Genomic DNA, 21,498 nt, shown 5'->3' with positions numbered 1-21,498 from the left:
GAAAAATCGCCTGGTTCAGACGATTACACTTGTGGACGGGGTGCTGCCGACAGTCCCGGACGAAGCCAGAAATAAACGTCAATATCCGGCTATGTCCGGTTTTGTTTAAGTTTTATAGAGCAGATTATTTAATGAGACTTTAAACCCAGTTTTTCGGTAAGATGTTTAAGATGCCTGATTGATCTAGGAGAAACGTAGAGCATGAGTCGGGGAGAAGGTCGCAAACTGAAACTAATGGTCGTCGATGACGAACCCGATAACCTAGACCTGCTGTTCAGGACGTTTCGCCGTGATTTCAAAGTCCACAAAGCCGATAGCGCCCTAACAGCCCTCGAGATTCTTGATCAAGAGGGAGAAATGGCTATTATCATTTCCGATCAGCGGATGCCTGAAATGAATGGGACAGAGTTTCTCGGTAAAACCGTTGAACGCTTTCCCGACACTATCCGTATTTTGCTGACCGGATATACTGATGTCGAAGATTTGGTCGAAGCTATCAACTCCGGTCAAGTCTTCAAATATATCACCAAACCTTGGAATCCAGAGGAACTGCGAACCGTTGTTCAGCAGGCCTCCGAAACCTATAAATTTTTTAAACAGCGCACTAACGCCCTGCGTCGGTCTTTGAAACGAGAGCGGCTATACAATGATGTGGTAATTGCCTTGCGCGAGTCTCTCGACTACGCAAGTATGCTGCAAACCATTGCAGATACCGTAGGTGAAACCTTTGAAGCCTTTGCTTGTAAGGTCAAACCTATCGAATCGGGATCTTTGTCAGAACAGGAGTTCTCTTATCAAGGTGAGTCGCACCCGGAACCCGAAAATACCATAGCCTTGATGCAAGCCGCTGTAGAAACCCGTCAAACCCAGATACCAGGCTGTCAGGGAGATGATAGCATCAGCCAAATTGTTGTTCCCCTTACCTATCAACACGACCTGTTAGCGGTTTTAGCCGTTTACCGCCATGCCGCAGACCAACCCTGGTCCGAAGAGGACATTCAACTGCTAGAAGTAGTTTCCGAACAAGCATCTCTCGCCCTGTCTCAAGCTAGACTATATCAACGTACCCTAGAACTCGCCGAGCAAATGCAGAGTGAGTTAAAGGTGGCTCGTCAAATTCAGATGAATTTACTCCGCCAAAGTTGGCCGGAATTTGACAATCTGAAGCTACAAGCCTGCTGCTATCCAGCTAGAGAAGTTGGGGGCGATTTCTTTGAGGTCTATATCCACTCTATGGGGGATATTTGGGTGGCTTTGGGGGATGTTTCCGGGAAGGGAGTTCCCGCCGCTTTGTTTATGGCTAGTGCCATTTCTGTCTTGCGCCGAGAACTCTCTCAAGATACCTCCCCAGAACCAGAACAGGTAATGCACAATCTTAATAGTATCTTATCTGATGATTTGATTGGCAATAACCACTTTATTACCATGGTTTTGGCTCGCTACACACCCGCAACAGGAGAAATATCCTATGCTAACGCTGGACATATCTACCCCCTGATTTGGGATCATCGTACCCTCCAACAACAAAACCTTAATGGTCATGGCAATGTCACAGTTGAGCCGATTTTTCTCAAGGAACGGGGTATTCCTTTAGGGATTCTTCCGGTCTGGCGCGGAAAAGTAGGTAGTCGTGTCTTGTCCCCTGGAGATGTATTTTTACTCACCAGTGATGGAATTACAGAGGCTACTGTGCTACAACAAGGCAATGATGGTAATTCCGCTCGTGCCATGCTGCAACAGGAGGGGTTATGGCAACTCCTAAAACAACAAACTAGCCTATTAAATTTAGAGGCTTTACTGGCTTCCATCCGTGAACAAAATCCGGTTCAGGAGGACGATCAAACCATACTCTCTCTGGAGGTTGTGTCAACAGATGATCACTGAGTTACAGGTGCCGAGCGATATTCGGTTTTTAGAAGTTGTTGAACACTGGCTATTAAGCAGTTTGGAAGTCCAGTTAGGGGACTCGGTGGATTGGCCCCGTCAGTCGAATCGGTTTCGCCTAGTCCTAGCTGAAGCCTATTCTAATGTCATTCGCCATGCTCACCGCGATCAGCCTGAACTTCCGGTGATTATTCGCCTAGAACTTGATCAGGGTGACATTCGCCTGGAAATTTGGGATCAGGGTAAGGGGTATCAAATGAGTGATTATGAACCACCGTTACCGGAAGATAAGCCAGTACATGGCTATGGGTGGTTGATTATGAAGCGCCTAATGGATCGGGTTGATTATAAACTTGAAACTGATGGCCGTAATTGTTTGGAGTTACAGGCTAGTTTGGGTTCTAAGGAGTCCTCGTCTTGACACTCTAACCCCACCCCCCCTAGGGTGGCATTGGCTCGATGATTAATCACTTGGAACTGTTCACTTTTTCTCTCTGATGGCTGCTTCTGTTGACCGTTCTCAAATTCAACAATATCTCCTAGATTTAGGTTTTGATCAGGTCGGCTTTACCCCAGCCACATCAACCCCTGAAGAGGTGGAAGGGTTGCGTCTATGGTTAAAGGCAGGATATCAGGCGGATCTGGCTTGGATGGATAATCCTAAACGTCAGGATATTCGCCTAGTTATGCCAGAAGTGCGATCGCTTATTTGTGTTGCCATTAACTATTATACACCACATCAACATAAACATGAGCCACAATATGCCAAAATCTCTCGCTATGGCTGGGGACGAGATTATCACCGCATTTTGCATAAGAAATTAAAGCAGTTTTGTCAGTGGTTAAAACAGCAGGGTGAACATATCGAAGCCCGCTATTATGCTGATACCGGACCGATTCAGGATAAGTTATGGGCGCAACGGGCGGGGTTGGGTTGGATTGCTAAAAATGGGAATCTCATTACTAGAAATTACGGTTCTTGGGTGTTTCTGGGAGAGGTGTTAACTAATTTGGTCTTAGAGTACGATCGCCCCCATACAGAACATTGTGGCACTTGTACTCGCTGTTTGTCAGCCTGCCCGACTAATGCGATCGCTCAACCTTTTGTCGTAGACGCAAACCGCTGTATTGCTTATCATACCATAGAAAACCGAGCCGAAACCTTGCCCCCAGAAATAGCAACCAATCTTCATAATTGGGTGGCAGGTTGTGATATTTGTCAGGATGTTTGTCCGTGGAATCAAAGATTTGCTAAACCCACAAAAGAAGCCGCCTTTAATCCCTATCCGGAAAATCTAGCCCCGACTTTAGAAGAATTAGCCACTATTTCCGATGAGACTTGGAGTGAGAGGTTCACCGCCTCAGCTTTGCGCCGAATTAAGCCCTATATGTGGCGGCGTAATGCTCAGGCTAACATGAAATCATAATTCTGCCAACTCGGAGAAGATTTCAACGCGCGACGGATACGCGGACGGTGATCATCAGACGATCGCACTTCTGGGCTGTTGGGTTTCGGGGGTGCGATCGCCAATCTTTATCTCCCGTTCTCATCCTCTCCCGGCAAAAAATCATCATTTAAAATATCCGCGATCGCGTAGGGACACGCTACCGGCAATACCTCCAACGGCAACCCCGTCTCGTCCTTACCCTGTCGTCGTGTCCGGGGATACGCCCACAAAATCGCCTCCGGTCAGTAATTCTTCAAACTCGGCGAATCTTCCAAAATATCTAAAATTCGCGTGCGATGTTCGGTGATACTTCCCGCCCAACTTCCCGTCCGCAACTCCGGTTGAAATTCCCACTTGAGTAAGTGCAATAGCGCCATCGCCAAATTGCTGCGAAGACTGCTGCGTTCCCGCTTACTCATATCCTCAATTTCTTCGAGCAAGTTTTCCCAGTCCACTTGGTCATAATTGCGATCGCGCAATTGTTCCAATGTCCCCTCAATCCAGAGGACGTAATCTTCGCAGTCAAGTGTTGTCAATTGCTGTTTCGATAACGTCATATCCGATGATCGCCAATACGGGGTTTAAGGTTGATTCTGAGTTTCGGAAGTTCGATCGCCCTTTGTGTAAGTTTTGACTTCAGAATAATTCAATATTTTTTGATCTTGAGTGAGTAAGAATGTGTCATAAACTTTGGCTGTGGCAACGATAATTTGATCGGCAGGATCCGAATGAAATCCAGACAATTGAGTTGATTGAAGTATAATTGGAAGGCTCAGTTCTAAGATTTGAACTCCCGGATAGCTTAAAGCAAGTTCTAGCCATTCATGGACAGAACAACTAAAACTCAATCGGTTTTTCTCGACTAATTTAGCAACCTCCCAACAAGAAATGATGCTGATACCCAGACCACTTGTTTGATGGGTTTGAATGATCTCCTGGTTTTGGGGAGATAACTTGGGGTTTTCATCCACCCACCAAATCCAGATATGAGTGTCTAGAACGATCATAGCAATGCTTCCCAGTCATCTGCTGCGACGGGTTCGTAGGGATCGTCATAGTGAATCACCTTCCCATGCAGGGGTTGATCTTGGGAGGAAGGCTGTCGCGATCGCATATCCTTTTTGACCGTTTTCAAAATGGCTTCAATAATCAGGATACGCTCTTCTATCGATGTACCTTGTATTTTTTTCAGAATTTCTGATTCGATCATTTTTTTTGATGATATAATGGTTGTTTTGAGTGCGATCGCCAATCTTTATCTCCCGTTCCCATCCTCTCCCGGCAAAAAATCATCATTTAAAATATCCGCGATCGCGTAGGGACACGCCGCCGGAAACACCTCCAATGGTAACTGAGTTTCCGCCCGCGCTTGTTTTCGCGCACTGGTATAACATTCGTCCACGACACTGGCGAGATAATTCTGCCAACTCGGAGAGGATTTCAACGCCCGACGGATACGCCGACGGTTTTCGATAATACTCCCCTCCCAACTTCCGGTTCGCCATTTCGGTTGAAATTCCCACTTGAGTAAATGCAGCAATACCACCACCAAATTATTCTCAAGGCTGTGGCGTTCCCGCCGTCCCATGTCTTCGATTTCCTCGATTAAATTGTCCCAATCTACGTCATTATAGTGGCGCGATCGCAACTGGGCGATCGTCACTTCCAGCCATTGGAGATAGTCTCGATCGTAAAGCTGTTTGATATGGGATGGCGATGGTATCATAATTCTGGTGACTGAATCAAGTTTATTATAGCCTGAAAGATTGGGCGATCGCACTTCTGGGCTGTTGGTTTCGGGGGTGCGATCGCATATTTCATATCAAGATCTGAGTAAGTCGTCATCTAGTTGGATTTTCAGTAACTTTAAATTTGGGCGATCGCTAATGGCGCGAAATACTCTCGCAATGTAATAATTATCGCATTCTTTCATAAATTCCCATTGAGCGTTAGTGATGCTGAATAGCGTGGACTCCGACTGATATTCTGCTTGTTTAGTTGACTTGGCATCAATATAATATGCAACGTCTGTTAAATTCTCTTCCCAGACTTTGAAATCATAAGGATATTTTTCTTCTCCATCTTGATTCATCCACAGAACTCGATCCGCCCCAAATTTTCTCACCAATTTATCATAGACAAATTCTTCTCCCCGTTCACCAATATTAGGTTCATCATGGAAATCATCAAAACTGATAGTATTAGGATAAGTTCTTCGGGGACTTATCGAGTCAGTTTCAGAAGGTTTAGATACGCTAGACTCCGTATCATTTAAGGATCGCCTCAAAGATTGCATATCGATACCCAACTCTTCCAATAAACTGATGACTTCCGTTTCCGAACCGGGAGTTATGGCTTTTTGTTTCAACTCTTCCAGTTTCCGAAAATCATCAAAGTTATTCAACATTTGATTGATGTCGGATTCCGATATATTGGGATTGATAGCCAACTTCGTCAACGCGCTTAATTTTTCTGGATCGGTCTGTATCAGTTCAAAAATATTCTCATTGATTCGCTCATCGCCAATAATGTTTAATAAAAGTTGTGCCTTCTGTTCAAAGAAATAAGGAAAGCATTTTTTGATGAATTCTTTATCTTGAGATGCAGACCACGACAGCAATATTTTGACGGGATGAACGAAATTATAATCTTTGCGATCGCCTTCATATTTAGCCAATGCTTCATCAATTTCTTTTGCTATATTTTCGATGGTTTCTGTTTCAGATTCATCAAAAAATTCTGGGGTTCGCTTAAAGTTTTCATGATTGAGTAGCAGTTCACTTCCCCAGTCTTTCTTGGTTAAGCAGTTAGCGATCTCTTTGATTTCTTCGGGAATACCCCCATCCTTCTTAACCCGTTTCTTTTCACAAAACTCACCATTTTGATTGGGCCATACTTTCTGCTTTTCAACAAACCATGACAAATGCTGAGGACGCTTGTGGGTAAAATCAATTAATTCATCCAAATAACTGACCGCATCTTCCCAACTGAGATTGATATGTTTTGACAATTCATCTAAGCTTGCTTTACTGGCTACGTCTTCAATCATTGATTTCACAATCCATTGATTGCAATCATCCCACTTGAAACCTTTTAATTCGGGTATGATTTTAATTGAAGACGGGACAGCTTCACCATAGATGGTTCGTGCCAATCGCCAAATCGTTTCGCGATCGCTCTCATTGGGACTAGACAAATAACTAATCAAATCATAAACTGCACTTCTCAATCTTGGATTGGGTGTATCTTGTGCAAGTTTAATGATTTTGTTGATGTCATCTGAAGCATCACCCACACTTAACTGTTGCTGATGTTTCTCAAAGCCTTTGATATCTCTATCCAATAATTTGGCTCGGTAATTCATCCCTAGTTTTAGTAAAACATCTTTAATTTCTTCGGGAATGTTTTGGTCGAAGTTGACTTGGCTTTCACATTTAAAGTTCCCTTCCTGATTCGGTAATACTGGCTGTTTGAGATAAAATAACTGCCAATTTTCATCCCGATTTAAAAATTCGATAAAATCACTAATCCAACTGACTGCTTCTCGATCGCCTTTAGATAAACGAGATTTCAGATTGTCCACATTTCCCAATTTTACCAAATCTGATACGAGCGTTTTTAGCAGCCAGCGATCGCACTCATTCCAAAGTTTGGCAGTGTATCGATTCAAGGGACGCTTTTCCGGTACAGCTTCATCCAAATCTTTGGCAAACTGCCAAATTTTATCTCTCAACTCCATCGCCGTATCGCCGAAATCTTCTTCCGGAAAACAGCTAATCAGGTAGTAAACCGCTTTTCGGATTGACGGCGTATTATTGTCTCTGATGACCGCATCAATTTTATTGGAAACTTGATGAATTTCCAATTGCTTAGAAAAATCGCAATTAATTTCTAAATGTGCCAAATCATTTTTCCAATCTTGTCCCAAAATTTTGAGGACATATTTCAATTCTTCCGGGATGCGATCGTCTTTGAATAGTTCACTAAACAGTTTAAAATTACCGTATTGATTCGGAATAATCGGATAATTATCTAATAATTGCGTTGATTTATTGGATTCATCTGCGATCGCAAACTTAATGACTCGATTCAACCAATCCAGAGTTTCCGACTCATTTTGATTAATTTTTTCTCCTAATTGCTTGAGATTTTCCTGCGCCGAAATATTTTGAATCAAATTCGACAAATCGTAACGCAAATTACACCGAAAATCTTTTTTCCAATCTCCATCAATAAATTCATACCAATCTGAAACCTGTTCTTTTTTGGGCAACTTTTCGGAATGCAATGTTAGCGCCAACTCCCACAGTTTCAGAATTTTACTTGGTGTACGGTGATAGGGAATTAACGCATCTTGTAGAGGAATTCTATCTCCTTGTTGATTGTCAACTATTGGCGTTGCTAAAATTGCTTCTCTGATTGGTTTTTGTACCTTAGCTTTATACCAATTATCGTCAATGTTTTTGGGTATTCCTGATTTAGCCAATAAATGAGCATTTCCCCAGTTCAAGCTAACATGATCTAAAATTCGGTGATATAGTTCTACAGCTTGTTCAAATATTTCCTTGTTGAGATAGCGTTTTTCATCATCGCGATCATCTAATAAAACGCTGTCTCTCGGTTCTGTAGGATTAAACATAGGACTATTTAAAATTACCGGAAAACTAAAGTCTTCCGAACCGATTAGAGGAAAATCACAGAATAGCTTAGGAGTATCAGGACTGATTTTTTTAACCATCCAATTTTCCTCTACCTTGTGAATTGGAATAGCTATAAAAATTGTATTTTCATTATTGCAAATAGAAGCGATATTAATTATTTCTATATTGTCATTAGATTGAATTGCGATCGCCGAAATTTTTACCCCACCGATGGTCTCTTCACTTCCCCGATAATAAACGATTCTAGTATCTTCGATTTCATTAATTACCGTCACCGATTCAATTTTGGGAATAAAAACCAAAGTGTAACTTAAAGCATTATGTAAATCATCAATTCCAATCTTGGCAATACTCAGTCCTTGGCGATCAAGATCATATTTAAAAGAAGTATCGAGGTTTTTATGGGGTTGATATTCCGTCAATACCGGACATAAATTGTTGTCGTCCAACTCCTCAAATACCTGATAAGATTGCTTAACTTTAGCCGTCATTTCATCGGGGGTTTTCGCTTCGCGATCAAGTTGGAGATCAAAACGCTTATAAATTATTTCTTCTTCTCTGTCTTCCAAAATGCCGGAAACCCCGACTTTCTTCGATAATAAATGTGTCGTCATGAAGCCAGTGCCAAATTTTCCTGTCGTCGCTAACAGTTCTTCAGCAGATTCTGCTCTATCTTTCGTCGAAACTTGTTCGATTAAATAAGTAATATTATCCATCAAAAATGGATTGCCATTGTGCTTAAATTCGACTGAATCCTTGGTCAAAATGACTTCAATTTTGACATGGCGATCTGCAACATCTTTGGCATTTTGCAGCAATTCCCAAATCCACCGCCTCTCTGAGCCTTTATGTTCATATAATTTTTCTATGCCATCAAGCAGCTTGGTAGCGACTAGCTTTTGATGTGCTTTCAGCGATGATTCGTAGGCTTTGCGTTGATAACTCATGATTCAGACCCCAAAAAATAAAAACTCTCGTGTACTAATTTAGTCTTTAACTCCTAGCCCTTGGTGCAGGAGCGCCCCGCAGCATCCCTTCTGTACTCAAATCTTCATCAATTTCTTCCCAATGCAAACCATATCCACCGCCGCAAATCTCCCAAGCCTCTCGCTGTTCTGGTGTGGCATGGTACAGCTTCGGATACCAAACTAAAGGAACTGAAATCGCACGGCCATCCATCAAAAAGACTGTTATCGAATCCTCATCAAACGAGACATCTTTCACCGCCGAATTATTCATGTAAAACCCCCAATAAAATCTCCCAGTTGTCTTGTACAATTTTTTCTATTTTACGCAACTCCCTTGCACTGAAACAAATATATCAGAAAATATCCTCAATTTTATCCTATGAATTGCGATCGCATATTGGGAGATGATTATTTCTTATTGATTGAGTTTATACCATCCTCCATTGCTTAAATCTCGAAGTTCTGGTAAATCTAGTTTGGCTTTTTCAAAAATATCTGTTTTTGAAAAAATATCTTCCAGCTTTAGAAGATGGGTAGTTATATTGGGATAATTTCTGTGAAATTCTTGTAAACGGTTTAAGTATCCTGCTGTATAACCAACCCCTGACAACATAATGCCAATATCTGCATTGTTGATCATCAAATTACCGCAAAAATCAGCAGTAAACGAAGCATCTAAAGCAGTACGATAAAGTTTGCACTGAAAATAGATTTGTTTGTTACCAAGTACCCCATAACCATCAATTCCGCCATCTTTTCCGGGTGGCCCTGGATTCAAACCAAGGTGGGCGGCAAAACGCCGCCCTAAATCTTGCTTGACTGCTTGCTCAGATTCAATTATTCCCTGTACTAAAGGATTCATATTGTCTATCAACTCGCTTTTTGAAAAGATTTGAGAGCATTTTCAATAAAGTTTTCATGCATTAATTTGATGCCAAAAAAAATACATTCATTCACTTTTTCAGTCATCTCTAATTCTCGGAGCTTCTGATCTATATCAGGAGTGGGAAGAAAATCCTTATTGTACTTTTCTTGTTTGATTCTTGAATTGCCAATATCGGCTGAAGTTGCTTTTAACTCTTCTTGAAAATTTTGACACTCTTCTGATTTTCTCTTCTTCCATTTATCTATCAAATCCCGATTTTCTTGTTTCTTAATTGTTGTATCCATAAAATGGACGTAACTGATGGCAAAGTTGGGAAAATTTTCAGTCTTACCTCTCACAAACTGACCCAATTCAGTCATTTTCTCTGCCTCTGATTTTGTCAATTTATAGGAAATTTTATCTTGTAGCTTGTTTGGTCCCTCCTGTTCGGACTCTAGAATTCCTTTATTAATTGCACTTTTGATATTTGGAACAGTTTGCTTTTGGTGGTTTTTCGTCATTTTTATACCCTCTCAATTGAGTCAATGTTTAATAAATCGGAAAAATATTCATATAAATTTTCGTGATTTTCGTATTCCCAAATATACTGTCTTTCTTGATAAATAGCCGTTTGAATTTCATCTTGTAGCTCTTCCATCGGAAGAGCTATCTGCCAAAACTGGTTTTTTTTCTCTGCCTTGATTTGAGATAATTCTCTCTCTACTAACTCCCTTGGTATACCCAAAGGTACGATTGATACTTGTGCCATATAACCGGCTGTAGATCTGAGCTGAGATATCAGATCTAGCATATTAGGAAGTTGTTTAATTGCTCTTTCCCTTTGAGATGTGTTGACAGGGATTAAAATTAAATCCGGATCGTTTCCAACAATTGCCCTAACCGTATCGCTTTTAGGGGATTTGATATCTAAAACAATATGACTGTAAGATTGAGCTTGTTTTTTCACTGATTTACGTTCTTCATTATAAATAACCGTACTACTTCCGCTATCAACCAGAGAGTATGAATCATATTGATTTGGCGAACTCTCGTCGCGCGCAAAAAATTGCCAAAGGTCGGCTTGATCGTCACAATCAACTAGAAGTACACTGTCTCCCCGATTGAGCAATACACCTGCTACATGGACGGCTAACGTAGTTTTTCCTACCCCACCTTTATTGTGGGTACACAGAATAATCAATTTTTAGCTTCCCCCATGCTCATTGACTCGCTTAATTATAGCCAAATAAAGTAAACTGAGTCAACTTGCGAGTCTCCGGATCGTGAAATGCAAACACGATATCTTCCGGCGGCACACCTTCCCTCAACAACTTAGTGGCTTCAAAGTCGCCCTAGGTCAAGTGTATTTAGGGCGATAATAGGGAAGGCGCGATCGCCTCCCCACCATTTTCAACCCAAGCCGGGAAGGCGCGATCGCTTTCCCAGCATTAGATAAGCTAGTTGCTTAACGCACCAGCCGGGATGCCTAAAACATCCTCAATTTTCGGCATTTGCTCAAGAGGAATAACCCGACCCTCATCTTCAAACCCTGCAATTTGATCAAAGTTCAAATAGCGGTAAAGATCCCCCGCAAACGGGTCGATTTTCTGGGTGATAATCGCCATATATTCCTCAACCGTGGGAATGCGACCCAACAGCGCACAAACCGCCGCCAATTCAGCCGAACCCAGATACACCTGAGCCCCCTTACCCATACGGTTATTAAAGTTGCGAGTCGAAGTAGAAAATACCGTTGTATTATCTTCCACCCTTGCTTGATTTCCCATACAAAGAGAACATCCAGGCATTTCCGTCCGCGCCCCAGCAGCCGCAAAAGTACCATAAACCCCCTCTTCCCGAAGTTGTTGTTCATCCATGCGGGTAGGCGGACAAATCCACAGACGCACCTTCACCGGACCTGCCCCTTCTAACACCTTAGCAGCAGCGCGATAATGTCCGATATTAGTCATACAAGAACCGATAAACACCTCATCGATTTTGTCACCCGCACACTCAGACATCAGTTTCACATTATCAGGGTCATTAGGTGCCGCTACAATAGGTTCAACGATCTCATCCAAATTGACCTCAAGAATATCCGCATACTCAGCATCGGCGTCAGCTTCCATCAACTCAGGATTAGCTAACCATTGTTCCATTTTGGCAATGCGACGGGTTAAAGTCCGAGCATCCTGATATCCACGAGCAATCATATTCCGCATTAGGGCTACATTCGATCGCAAATATTCAGAAATCGTCTCAGTCCCCAACTTAATCGTACAGCCAGCACAGGAACGTTCCGCAGTAGCATCAGTCAACTCAAAAGCCTGTTCCACCTTCAAATCAGGTAGACCTTCCATCTCCATAATCCGGCCATTGAAGACATTTTGCTTATTCTCCTTACCAACAGTCAGCTTACCTTGCTGCATCGCCACCCAGGGAATAGCATTAACAATATCGCGCAGCGTCACACCCGGCTGTAATTGCCCCTTAAAGCGCACCAAAACCGATTCTGGCATATCCAAAGGCATCGCCCCCAAAGCGGCTGCAAAAGCCACCAAACCCGAACCAGCGGGGAAAGAAATACCCAAGGGGAAACGGGTATGAGAATCGCCGCCAGTCCCCACCGTATCGGGTAACAGCATCCGGTTTAGCCAGGAGTGGATGATACCATCTCCCGGACGCAAAGCCACACCGCCACGGGTAGCAAAGAAGTCCGGTAGTTGCTTGTGGGTTTTGATATCCACTGGTTTCGGATAGGCTGCGGTGTGACAGAAACTCTGCATGGTCAGGTCAGCGGAAAACCCTAAACAAGCTAATTCCTTCAATTCATCCCGCGTCATGGGTCCGGTAGTGTCTTGGGAACCTACGGTGGTCATTATCGGTTCGCAGGAGGTACCTGGACGGACTCCCGGTAGTCCGCAGGCTTTCCCAACCATTTTTTGGGCTAGGGTAAAGCCTTTTCCGGTATCTTCTGGGATAGCAGGACGGGCGAAAAGTTCGCTGGGGGTTAGTCCCATTGCTTCCCGGGTTTTGTCGGTCAGGCTGCGACCAATTAACAAGGGAATCCGACCCCCGGCGCGTACTTCGTCTAGGATAGTTTCCGGTTTCAGGGTGAAGGTAGAAATCACTTCCCCGGCTTGGTTGGTAATTTCGCCTTTGTAGGGGTGAATGGTGATCACATCCCCGGTTTCCATTTTGCTGACATCACATTCTATGGGGAATGCGCCAGAGTCTTCGGCGGTGTTGAAGAAAATGGGGGCGATTTTTCCACCTAGGATATAGCCTCCCCGCCGTTTGTTGGGTACAAAGGGGATATCTTCGCCAATATGCCACAGGACTGAGTTAATGGCAGATTTGCGGGATGAACCAGTCCCGACTACATCCCCAACATAAGCTACAGGGTAGCCTTTTTGTTTCAGTTGGGCGATGGTTTGTATACCTTCGGGCATCCTTGACTCTAGCATGGCTAGGGCGTGCAGAGGGATGTCTGGTCGGGTGGTGGCGTGGGGGGCGGGAGAAAGATCGTCGGTGTTGGTTTCGCCAGGGACTTTGAAGACGGTGACGGTTATGGCTTTGGGGACTTTCGGGTTGCGAATGAACCAGGCGGCGTTAGCCCAAGCGTCTAGGACTTGTTTGGCGTAAGGGTTGATATCTGACAGCGCTAGAATGTCGTTGAATGCGTCAAATACTAGGGTGATTTTGCTTAGGGCGTTGGCTGCTTCGCTGGCAATATTGGAGTCGGAAGACTTCAGGAAACTTACCAGGGATTGCACGTTATAACCCCCTACCATTGTACCTAGTAGGTCGATCGCTCCTTGGGGACAGATGAGGGGACTGCTGATTTCCCGTTTGGCGATCGCTGTCAGAAATCCGGCTTTTACATAGGCGGCTTCGTCTACTCCGGGGGGAATGCGATCGCGCAATAGTTCCATCAGAAACTCTTTTTCCCCTTCCGGTGGGTTTTTCAGCAGTTCGCACAGTTCCGAGGTTTGCTCCGCAGTTAGGGGCAATGGCGGAATTCCCTGTTGGGCGCGTTCGGCAGCTTGTTGACGATAGGCTTCTATCATTACTTCTGTTCTCCTTTTCGTTTGATTATTTTATGCTACCTAGAATCCATCAAAAATGGCTAGGACGATTTATCCGTTGTCCTTCTGATTTCATCTCATGGTTTCTACTGCTGGGCTTTCAACATCTATCATTTGATTTCCCCCCTTACTCTATCGGAAACTAGATGAGTAGGATAATATCAAGTTACATAAAACTGTATTTTAGACAACATTATTAGTATCTCAGCTAATCATGATATCCTTGGTCTGCTGATTTGACGATGCGGATGCACCCTACAAATGTCATCTATAAAGGTGCTTTAGTCAGCTTCTGATTATCCATGGGTCTGCTTATTTGGGGATGCCGATAGACCCGCCCCATGTCATTTGATGAGTGACGACATTAATATTATACTACAATTTCCGCCCATATAACCTGTATATTAACCTTTATTATATGGATGGGCTGTTGATCCCCAGTCTGTTAAAGTTTTTTAAATTTGTCGGGCTATCTAAGTTGATTTGCCAGAAAAATAGTACAATCGTAATATAGGAAGTATGAGACGACCTGTGCATCTGCTCGGTAATCACAAGCGGCTGCGGTTGTTGATTGAATAATTTTCAGGACTCCCAAAGTGGCTGGCCAACATCAAAAAGCGCGTGAATATCAGTTTACAGACCCCAAGGGACAGAGCGATCGCCATTATAGAGAATTTTCCTCGGAGAGTGAGAAAGTGTCACCAACCCCTCCAGAAATAATGTCAATGTTGGTCCAGTCTCTACCTCAACCAGTGATGGTGAGCGACCATGATGGCACGATTATCCATTGTAACACAGCTTTGCTAGAAATATGGCAGGGGTCAAGGGAAAGTCTAATCGGACATAAAGAATCCTTTATTTATACATCCATTAACCATTATCAGCAAATTCGGGAACAGTTTGACCAAGGGAATGCCATAGACTCGGTGGAAATTCAAATCCGCCTATCAGATAGGCGGACGACTTGGGTATGCCTATCTATGCGATCGCTACCCTTAATCCCTGAACCGGTAGTTCTAACAATTTTCTCAGACACCAACAGCCATATTCGCCGCCCCAACCAAAACCAGCTAGACAATGAAGCTAGTTATCAAGCGGCGGTCGCCAAATTTGGACAAATTGCTCTCACCAGCCCTGACCTTGACTCTCTGATGGGGAAATTGATTACTCAGGTCAAGGAAACCTTAAAAATTAATCGCTGCATGGTTTTGGAACTACTACCCAATCATCAGGCTTTTTTACTACGTTCGGGTATTGGTTGGCGACCAGGGCTAGTGGGGTCGGCTCAAATTACTGCCTCTCCTAATTCCCAGGCAGGTTACACCCTCCAACAGGGTGAAGCAGTAATCGTTGAAGATCTGCGAGTAGAAACTCGTTTCCCAGGAACTCCTCTGCTACACAACCACAAAATTGTCAGCGGTTTAAGTGTGATTATTCCCGGACCAAAAGGGGCTAACTCCAAGCCTTGGGGGGTGTTGAGTGTACATACGCGACGAGTGCATCAATTTACCTTAAATGATGTACATTTTTTGGAGGCGATCGCTCACATTCTCGCTACGGCGATCGAGAGACAGCGGGCTGATGAACGACTCAAGTTGATGGAAAGAGCCATCAATAGCAGTCGCAATGGCATTATTATCACCGACGCTACTGAGTCGGACAACCGGGTGATTTTTGCGAACTCAGGCTTTGAGAAAATTACCGGATATTCTCGCCATCAAGTCATTGGTCGAAATTGTCGATTTCTTCAGGGTCGAGACAGTGACCCCAAAGCCTTGGCGGAGTTACGAAGCGCCATTGAAGAAGGGAGGGAATGTAATATTGAATTAAAAAAATATCGCCCAGACGGTAGCAGTTTTTGGAATGAATTATCAATTTCTCCGGTCTACAATAACCAAGGCTTTCTCACCAATTTTATCGGTATTCAAACCGATATTAGCGATCGCAAACAGGCGGAAGCTAACCTCTTATCCAAATCCGAAGCCCTGGCGCAGTTTAGCAGCAAACTTAAACAACTACATCGCATTACTACCCGTCTTTATCCTAGCCTAGAAGCCAGGTTTGAAGACTATCTACAGACCGGGTGTGAATTGCTGCAAATGTCAACAGGTTTAATTGGTAAAATCTCCGCCGGAGTCTATAGCTTAGAATTTGTTTATCCTCACTCCGACTTATTTACCATCGGTCAAACTGCGAACATCGCCGACACCTTTTGTGCTAAACCATATCACACTCAGGAAACCGTTACCCAAACCCAAGCCGGTCTTGACCCGGAATGGAGTCAAGTCCAAGCCTACCAGACACTTACATTAGAATCTTATATCGGTACTCCCATTTGGGTAGGCGATCGCATTTATGGCGTACTGAGTTTTGTTCACCAACCACAGAGAACCGTACCCTTTAAATCAGAAGATCGCGAAATTATTGAATTGATGGCACAGGGTTTAGGAGACTTCCTCGCCGCCCAAGAAATTGAACAGCGACAACGAGAGGCTGAACAAGCCTTGCGAGAAAGTGAAGAACGTTATCGGATGTTAGTAGAACTTTCCCCCGACACCATTGCTATTTACTGCGATGACCAAATTGTTTATATTAACCGTGCCGGGGTAGAATTGTTGGGGGCTAAACAACCCGAAGATATTATTGGTCGTTCCATTTATGATTTTGTGGATTATGATCAGACCACAGTCATTCTCAACCAAGAATTAACTGGAGAAGCCAAACAGCAATCGGCGACGCTTTTTGAACAACAATTAATCCGCTTAGATGCCGCAATTATTGACGTGGAAATTGCCGGCATTCCCACTAATTATCATGGTCGCGATGCCATTCAAATCATTATCCGCGATATTAGCGATCGCAAACAAGCCCAAGCCCAACTACTCCACGCCGCCTTTTATGACCCTTTAACCGAACTACCTAACCGCAGTTTATTCAACCAAAAACTCTCCGAAGCCTTACGGCGTTCTAAAGAGGACTCGAATTATCAATTTGCGGTTCTCTTTTTAGATCTAGATCGGTTCAAAGTTGTTAACGACAGTTTAGGTCATGTTATCGGTGATTTCTTGCTCATAGAAATTGCTCATCGCTTAGAAATATGTGTTACCAGCCCTGGGGATACCATCGCCAGATTAGGGGGGGATGAGTTTACCATTTTGATGGATCACATTTCCGACCCCAAACAAGCACTAGAATTAGCCGAAAAAATTCATCGGGAACTCAGCCAGCCCTTCTATATCGAAGGTCACGAAATTTTTACCACTGCTAGTATTGGTATTGTACCCAGTCGCGGATGCACCTTTAAAAAAGGAGCAGAGACCGACAACTACCACTGTTTATTATACAACAACCCCGAAGATTTTCTCCGAGATGCAGATATCGCCATGTATCATGCTAAAGAACGAGGAAAGGCGCGATCAGAAGTTTTTGATTTATCAATGCACACCCAAACCCTCGCCCTTCTGCAATTAGAAACTGATTTGCGTAAAGCCATATTTGGATCTGCTCAACTCAATGTTGCACTCAATCACATCTCTAGCTCTGAGTCCAACCCGTTAGCCTCAGCCATCTCTGATGTATCTGTCATACCTAGTCAACTCCCAAGTTTAAATGACTTTATCATTCACTATCAGCCAATTGTCTGTTTAATTACTGGTAGGATAGTCGGTTTTGAAGCCTTGGTGCGATGGAGACATCCCCGCCGAGGATTAGTGTCACCTGCTGAATTTATCCCCGTAGCGGAAGAGACGGGATTAATTGTTCCTTTAGGCGCTTGGGTCCTGGAAGAATCATGCCGTCAGCTTAGTAGTTGGAAACAACAACTTAAAAACTGGGAGAGGTCTCCGCAATCAGTCTCTTCTCACTTAACCATTAGTGTCAATTTGTCTGGGAAACAACTCAATCAGCTTAATTTGATACAACAAATTGATGCTATCTTAGCCAGAACTAATTGCGACCCGAAAAGCCTCAAGCTGGAAATTACCGAAAGTATGTTAGTTGAGAACTTCCAGACCGCTTTGATTGTTTTAGCACAACTAAAAGCACGCAAAATTCACCTAGCCATTGATGATTTTGGGACGGGATACTCCTCTTTGAGTTATCTGCATCAATTACCCCTCAAAAGTTTGAAAATCGACCAATCCTTTGTACAGCGATTGGAGGAAGAACCCAGCAATTATATCGATCAATACAGCCAACCTCAACAAATTATCAAGGCGATTATTTCCCTGGCTCATAACTTGGGGCTGGAAGTTACCGCAGAAGGTATTGAGACTCGACAACAGATGCAGTTTTTGCACAATCTTGGCTGTGATTATGGTCAGGGTTATTTGTTTTCTAAACCTTTACCCGCTGAAGAAGCTACTCAATTAATGCTTAACTCTGCGATCGCATATTCTAGCGAAAAATCGCGCTTCTTTTACGGTTAATTTACACTCCGTTGATGATAGTCTACAACCGTGAAGATACTTATCAAAATCCTGTCCATAGCATAAGTTTTCCTAATTTGTCTGGGAAGATAAATTTGAATCGCAAAATATTGTTAAGAATTGTTACAATTTTGTTGAAAATCCCTCGCAAATAGTTGACGAGATTATAGGGGTTGTGGTATCCTCAAATAAATCGCACCCAAGGGGTTACTATGCCTTGATTCAAAAATAGAGGCTACAACCCGCATTCTATCGCACTTAAACTTATTCTCTGCCGAAAAAATTAAATTTGCGATTCACGAGTTTTTGGGTAAAATCAGGAGGCCATTTTTAGGGGTATTGACAAAAACGACATTTTGTGCATAGACGACATTTTCCGGGTAGTTCAACTTCAGCGTTGACGGTAATAAATAATAATTTGTTTTCTAAGGCTTTACCTGCTGAAGAAGCTACTCAATTAATGCTTAACTCTGCGATCGCATATTCTAGCGAAAAATCGCGCTTCTTTTACGGTTAATTTACACTCCGTTGATGATAGTCTACAACCGTGAAGATACTTATCAAAATCCTGTCCATAGCATAAGTTTTCCTAATTTGTCTGGGAAGATAAATTTGAATCGCAAAATATTGTTAAGAATTGTTACAATTTTGTTGAAAATCCCTCGCAAATAGTTGACGAGATTATAGGGGTTGTGGTATCCTCAAATAAATCGCACCCAAGGGGTTACTATGCCTTTATTCAAAAATAGAGGCTACAACCCGCATTCTATCGCACTTAAACTTATTCTCTGCCGAAAAAATTAAATTTGCGATTCACGAGTTTTTGGGTAAAATCAGGAGGCCATTTTTAGGGGTATTGACAAAAACGACATTTTGTGCATAGACGACATTTTCCGGGTAGTTCAACTTCAGCGTTGACTGTAATAATAATTAGTTTCCTGACGATCGCCATTAGCAACCATACCCAAAACGGGAACTCCAGCCATTTCCAACTCTCGCAGAGCCAGATTAAAAGCTGATCGGTCAGTTTTTCCCAACCCGACCACCATCATCAACCCATTAGTGTGGGAGGCGAGTAAATTAGCATCAGCCAAACCCAACAGGGGAGCAGTATCATAGACAATTAAATCAAACTGTTGGCGCAGTTGAGCCATAACCTCCTGCATTCGCGCAGAAGCCAGCATTCGAGTCGGGTCAACAGGTAGAGGACCGGAAGTTAAAATAAACAGATTTTCATCCGATGGCGATCGCCTAATCAAAGTCTCGATCTCCAGATTACCAGCGATCGCATCACTGAGACCCTGTAAATTAGACACCCCCAACATCGAATGAATACGGGGGTTACGCAAATCAGCATCTACCAATAACACCCGCTGACCCATCGCCGCCGCCCCAATCGCTAAATTTAGGGCTACAGTAGACTTACCATCTGCAGGTCGTGCGGAACTAATCACACAGGAGTTGATGGGTGATTCCGTAGCCAAGTGGCGTAAATTAGCCGTAAGCGATCGAAAAGCCTCGTGAAATATCCCACAGGGGACCATCGACAAATTTGGTAGAACATCGGTCTCCCCAGTCAACCGAGAATTAGCCGGAAGCATCAAAGCATCATCGCTGGCTGGAATTACCCCTAGCAGCGGAATGGGGGTATTCTCCGCTATTTCTTCGCTGTTGTGGAACACATTATTAAGGCGATCGACCAATTGAGCTATAATCATTCCCAAGCCTAAACCCGCCAATCCTCCCAAAGCTAGATTTAGGGGAATATTCGGCGAAACCGTCTCCAGTTGTCCGGATCTTTGGCGAGGAATCATGGGGGGGGCGATTAATTGCCAGGATCTAACAGGCGGTTCTATAGTTAATTCTAATTCCGCCTGGCGATCCGATAAGTCATTTAGTCGGGTGGTAGCGGTTTCTAACTGCTGATTTAAGTCTCTGTAGCGGCGGATGACTTCCGGTAAACTTTGAGAGTATTCTTGTAAACTGGTCGCTGCTGTTTGTAAAACGCGATCGCGTACCTGTAGCATTTCTATCTGATGTGCTGCTACCATCATCTGCTGAATTAATCCCATTCGCAGGGAGTCTTGGTGGCTTAAAATACTGGGGTCTACAGTAGTTAAGTCTTGACCCAAAACCCGCACCGCCTCTTCTTGGAGTAATGGTAATAAATGATTGCGTTGGTCTAATAAAGATTGAATTTGGGGGGATGTTTCCTTAAACCTAGCCGACTCTACAGCTACCTCCGTTTCCACAGCTAAGAGTTTTTGTAGGAGGGTTTGATAGCGAGGAGAATTTGTTAAAGCCGAAGCCATCATCGCCTGTTGGGGGTCGAGTCCTAGTTGTTGTTGTAGAGTTAAATACCGAGACTTTTCCTCTTGGAGTTGGGTTTGGGTTTGTAGTCTTTCGGTTTCTATCATCCCTAAGCGATCGCTTATTTGGTGGCTGGTAACTTCCGGCGTAATCATCAGATGCTCCTGCTGGAGATTCACAATTTCTCGTTTGAGGTTATTCACCTGGGTAAGTAGGGGATTAATTTTTTGATTAATCATCTCCAGCTTTTGGCTGGTTTCCGACGGACGTTGTAACCCTTGATGATATTCCAGATATCCCGAAGCGATCGCCTCCAGAATAAACTGGATCTTTTGCGGTTCACTATCTTGATAACTCACCTCCAAAATCTTAGTCCCTTCCAGCATTCGCAATTCCAACCGACCCGGAGATTTATCATTAAACAGAAACCGATAATCAACCTGGGGATAGCGACTTTGAATATTCTCCAAAATATCAGCCATAACCTGGGGACTCTGTAGCATTGTCAACTGAGATGCTTCGTCTAACCCCCCCAGTTCATCTGAGGAACTTATTAACAGTTGAAACGTCCCTCTATACTCAGGTAATTGTTCAACCGTCCACCAATAAACCCCCGTCACTGTTGTCGCAGCCACCCCCACAACCACCAACCAGCGACGACAAAACAGATCCGCAATTTTCGCCAACATTCCCCTCGGTTTAGCCCCAACAATCTCAACATTTCTCGCTTCCAAATCTCCGCGATACCAGGGAGAAAATCCCATACCCTCCGCCGATGAACTCCGGGTATAAATCATCGATAACTGGGAACGTCTAGCCTTTTTCATCTTACCTTACTCCCCGATTT

The 21,498-nt window shown here is 43.5% G+C and carries 17 protein-coding genes and 1 pseudogene; 4 read left to right on the top strand and 14 right to left on the bottom strand.

Features of this window, described 5'->3' with window-relative positions:
- Window positions 1-201: 201 nt before the first annotated feature.
- From ACTIE0_RS10190 to queG, 3 genes are all read left to right on the top strand, one after another.
- Window positions 202-1,884, top strand: coding sequence for a SpoIIE family protein phosphatase (locus tag ACTIE0_RS10190; RefSeq protein ID WP_006625178.1), 1,683 nt, complete (start codon window positions 202-204; stop codon window positions 1,882-1,884).
- On the top strand, window positions 1,874-2,305 hold the full coding sequence (locus ACTIE0_RS10185; RefSeq protein ID WP_006625179.1) for an ATP-binding protein: 432 nt from the start codon (window positions 1,874-1,876) through the stop codon (window positions 2,303-2,305). The genes ACTIE0_RS10190 and ACTIE0_RS10185 overlap by 11 nt, the downstream gene beginning before the upstream one ends.
- A gap of 76 nt (window positions 2,306-2,381) precedes the next feature.
- Entirely contained in the window at window positions 2,382-3,311 is a 930-nt protein-coding gene (gene queG / locus ACTIE0_RS10180) for a tRNA epoxyqueuosine(34) reductase QueG (RefSeq protein ID WP_006625181.1), read from the top strand.
- Between the two features lie 22 nt (window positions 3,312-3,333).
- Here the strand turns inward: queG and ACTIE0_RS10175 are convergent, their stop codons facing one another.
- From ACTIE0_RS10175 to acnB, 13 genes and pseudogenes are all read right to left on the bottom strand, one after another.
- A complete protein-coding gene (locus tag ACTIE0_RS10175) occupies window positions 3,334-3,459 on the bottom strand; it encodes a hypothetical protein (protein ID WP_315639740.1) in 126 nt (41 codons plus the stop codon).
- A pseudogene (locus ACTIE0_RS10170) lies at window positions 3,419-3,889 on the bottom strand (DUF29 domain-containing protein). The gene ACTIE0_RS10175 and the pseudogene ACTIE0_RS10170 overlap by 41 nt, the downstream one beginning before the upstream one ends.
- 24 nt (window positions 3,890-3,913) lie before the next feature.
- Window positions 3,914-4,339 (bottom strand): type II toxin-antitoxin system VapC family toxin, encoded by a 426-nt coding sequence (locus ACTIE0_RS10165; RefSeq protein WP_006625185.1) that lies wholly within the window; start codon window positions 4,337-4,339, stop codon window positions 3,914-3,916.
- Entirely contained in the window at window positions 4,336-4,542 is a 207-nt protein-coding gene (locus tag ACTIE0_RS10160) for a hypothetical protein (RefSeq protein ID WP_006625186.1), read from the bottom strand. The genes ACTIE0_RS10165 and ACTIE0_RS10160 overlap by 4 nt, the downstream gene beginning before the upstream one ends.
- A gap of 45 nt (window positions 4,543-4,587) precedes the next feature.
- Complete coding sequence (locus tag ACTIE0_RS10155) at window positions 4,588-5,058, bottom strand: DUF29 domain-containing protein (RefSeq protein WP_006668823.1); 471 nt, start codon at window positions 5,056-5,058, stop codon at window positions 4,588-4,590.
- Window positions 5,055-5,177 carry a hypothetical protein gene (locus ACTIE0_RS10150; protein ID WP_439516894.1) on the bottom strand — a complete coding sequence of 41 codons (123 nt, stop codon included), beginning with the start codon at window positions 5,175-5,177 and terminating at the stop codon, window positions 5,055-5,057. The genes ACTIE0_RS10155 and ACTIE0_RS10150 overlap by 4 nt, the downstream gene beginning before the upstream one ends.
- Window positions 5,155-8,940: a protein NO VEIN domain-containing protein gene (locus ACTIE0_RS10145; protein ID WP_439516893.1), complete on the bottom strand. Its 3,786-nt coding sequence runs from the start codon at window positions 8,938-8,940 to the stop codon at window positions 5,155-5,157. The genes ACTIE0_RS10150 and ACTIE0_RS10145 overlap by 23 nt, the downstream gene beginning before the upstream one ends.
- A 46-nt stretch (window positions 8,941-8,986) precedes the next feature.
- Window positions 8,987-9,232 carry a DUF2442 domain-containing protein gene (locus tag ACTIE0_RS10140; RefSeq protein ID WP_008051422.1) on the bottom strand — a complete coding sequence of 82 codons (246 nt, stop codon included), beginning with the start codon at window positions 9,230-9,232 and terminating at the stop codon, window positions 8,987-8,989.
- A 144-nt stretch (window positions 9,233-9,376) separates the two neighbouring features.
- A complete protein-coding gene (locus ACTIE0_RS10135; protein WP_008051421.1) occupies window positions 9,377-9,823 on the bottom strand; it encodes a PDDEXK family nuclease in 447 nt (148 codons plus the stop codon).
- A gap of 8 nt (window positions 9,824-9,831) precedes the next feature.
- Entirely contained in the window at window positions 9,832-10,347 is a 516-nt protein-coding gene (locus ACTIE0_RS10130; RefSeq protein WP_006625192.1) for a hypothetical protein, read from the bottom strand.
- Between the two features lie 2 nt (window positions 10,348-10,349).
- Window positions 10,350-11,027: a ParA family protein gene (locus ACTIE0_RS10125; protein WP_046319446.1), complete on the bottom strand. Its 678-nt coding sequence runs from the start codon at window positions 11,025-11,027 to the stop codon at window positions 10,350-10,352.
- 31 nt (window positions 11,028-11,058) lie between these two features.
- A complete protein-coding gene (locus tag ACTIE0_RS10120) occupies window positions 11,059-11,154 on the bottom strand; it encodes an element excision factor XisI family protein (RefSeq protein WP_228116598.1) in 96 nt (31 codons plus the stop codon).
- 129 nt (window positions 11,155-11,283) lie between these two features.
- The gene (gene acnB, locus ACTIE0_RS10115) at window positions 11,284-13,896 is read right to left on the bottom strand and encodes a bifunctional aconitate hydratase 2/2-methylisocitrate dehydratase (RefSeq protein ID WP_006625196.1); all 2,613 of its coding nucleotides are present in this window, start codon (window positions 13,894-13,896) and stop codon (window positions 11,284-11,286) included.
- Between the two features lie 614 nt (window positions 13,897-14,510).
- On the opposite strand from acnB, the gene ACTIE0_RS10110 reads away from it, so the two are divergent.
- The gene (locus ACTIE0_RS10110) at window positions 14,511-18,341 is read left to right on the top strand and encodes an EAL domain-containing protein (protein ID WP_006625197.1); all 3,831 of its coding nucleotides are present in this window, start codon (window positions 14,511-14,513) and stop codon (window positions 18,339-18,341) included.
- A 908-nt stretch (window positions 18,342-19,249) separates the two neighbouring features.
- Here the strand turns inward: ACTIE0_RS10110 and ACTIE0_RS10105 are convergent.
- Complete coding sequence (locus tag ACTIE0_RS10105; protein ID WP_006670110.1) at window positions 19,250-21,478, bottom strand: polysaccharide biosynthesis tyrosine autokinase; 2,229 nt, start codon at window positions 21,476-21,478, stop codon at window positions 19,250-19,252.
- Window positions 21,479-21,498: the final 20 nt, after the last annotated feature.

The organism is Limnospira sp., from assembly GCF_051859755.1.
Classification (GTDB): Bacteria; Cyanobacteriota; Cyanobacteriia; order Cyanobacteriales; family Microcoleaceae; genus Limnospira; species Limnospira fusiformis.
The sequence above is the reverse complement of the archived record's forward strand: the minus strand, read 5'-3'. Positions and strand labels throughout refer to the sequence as shown.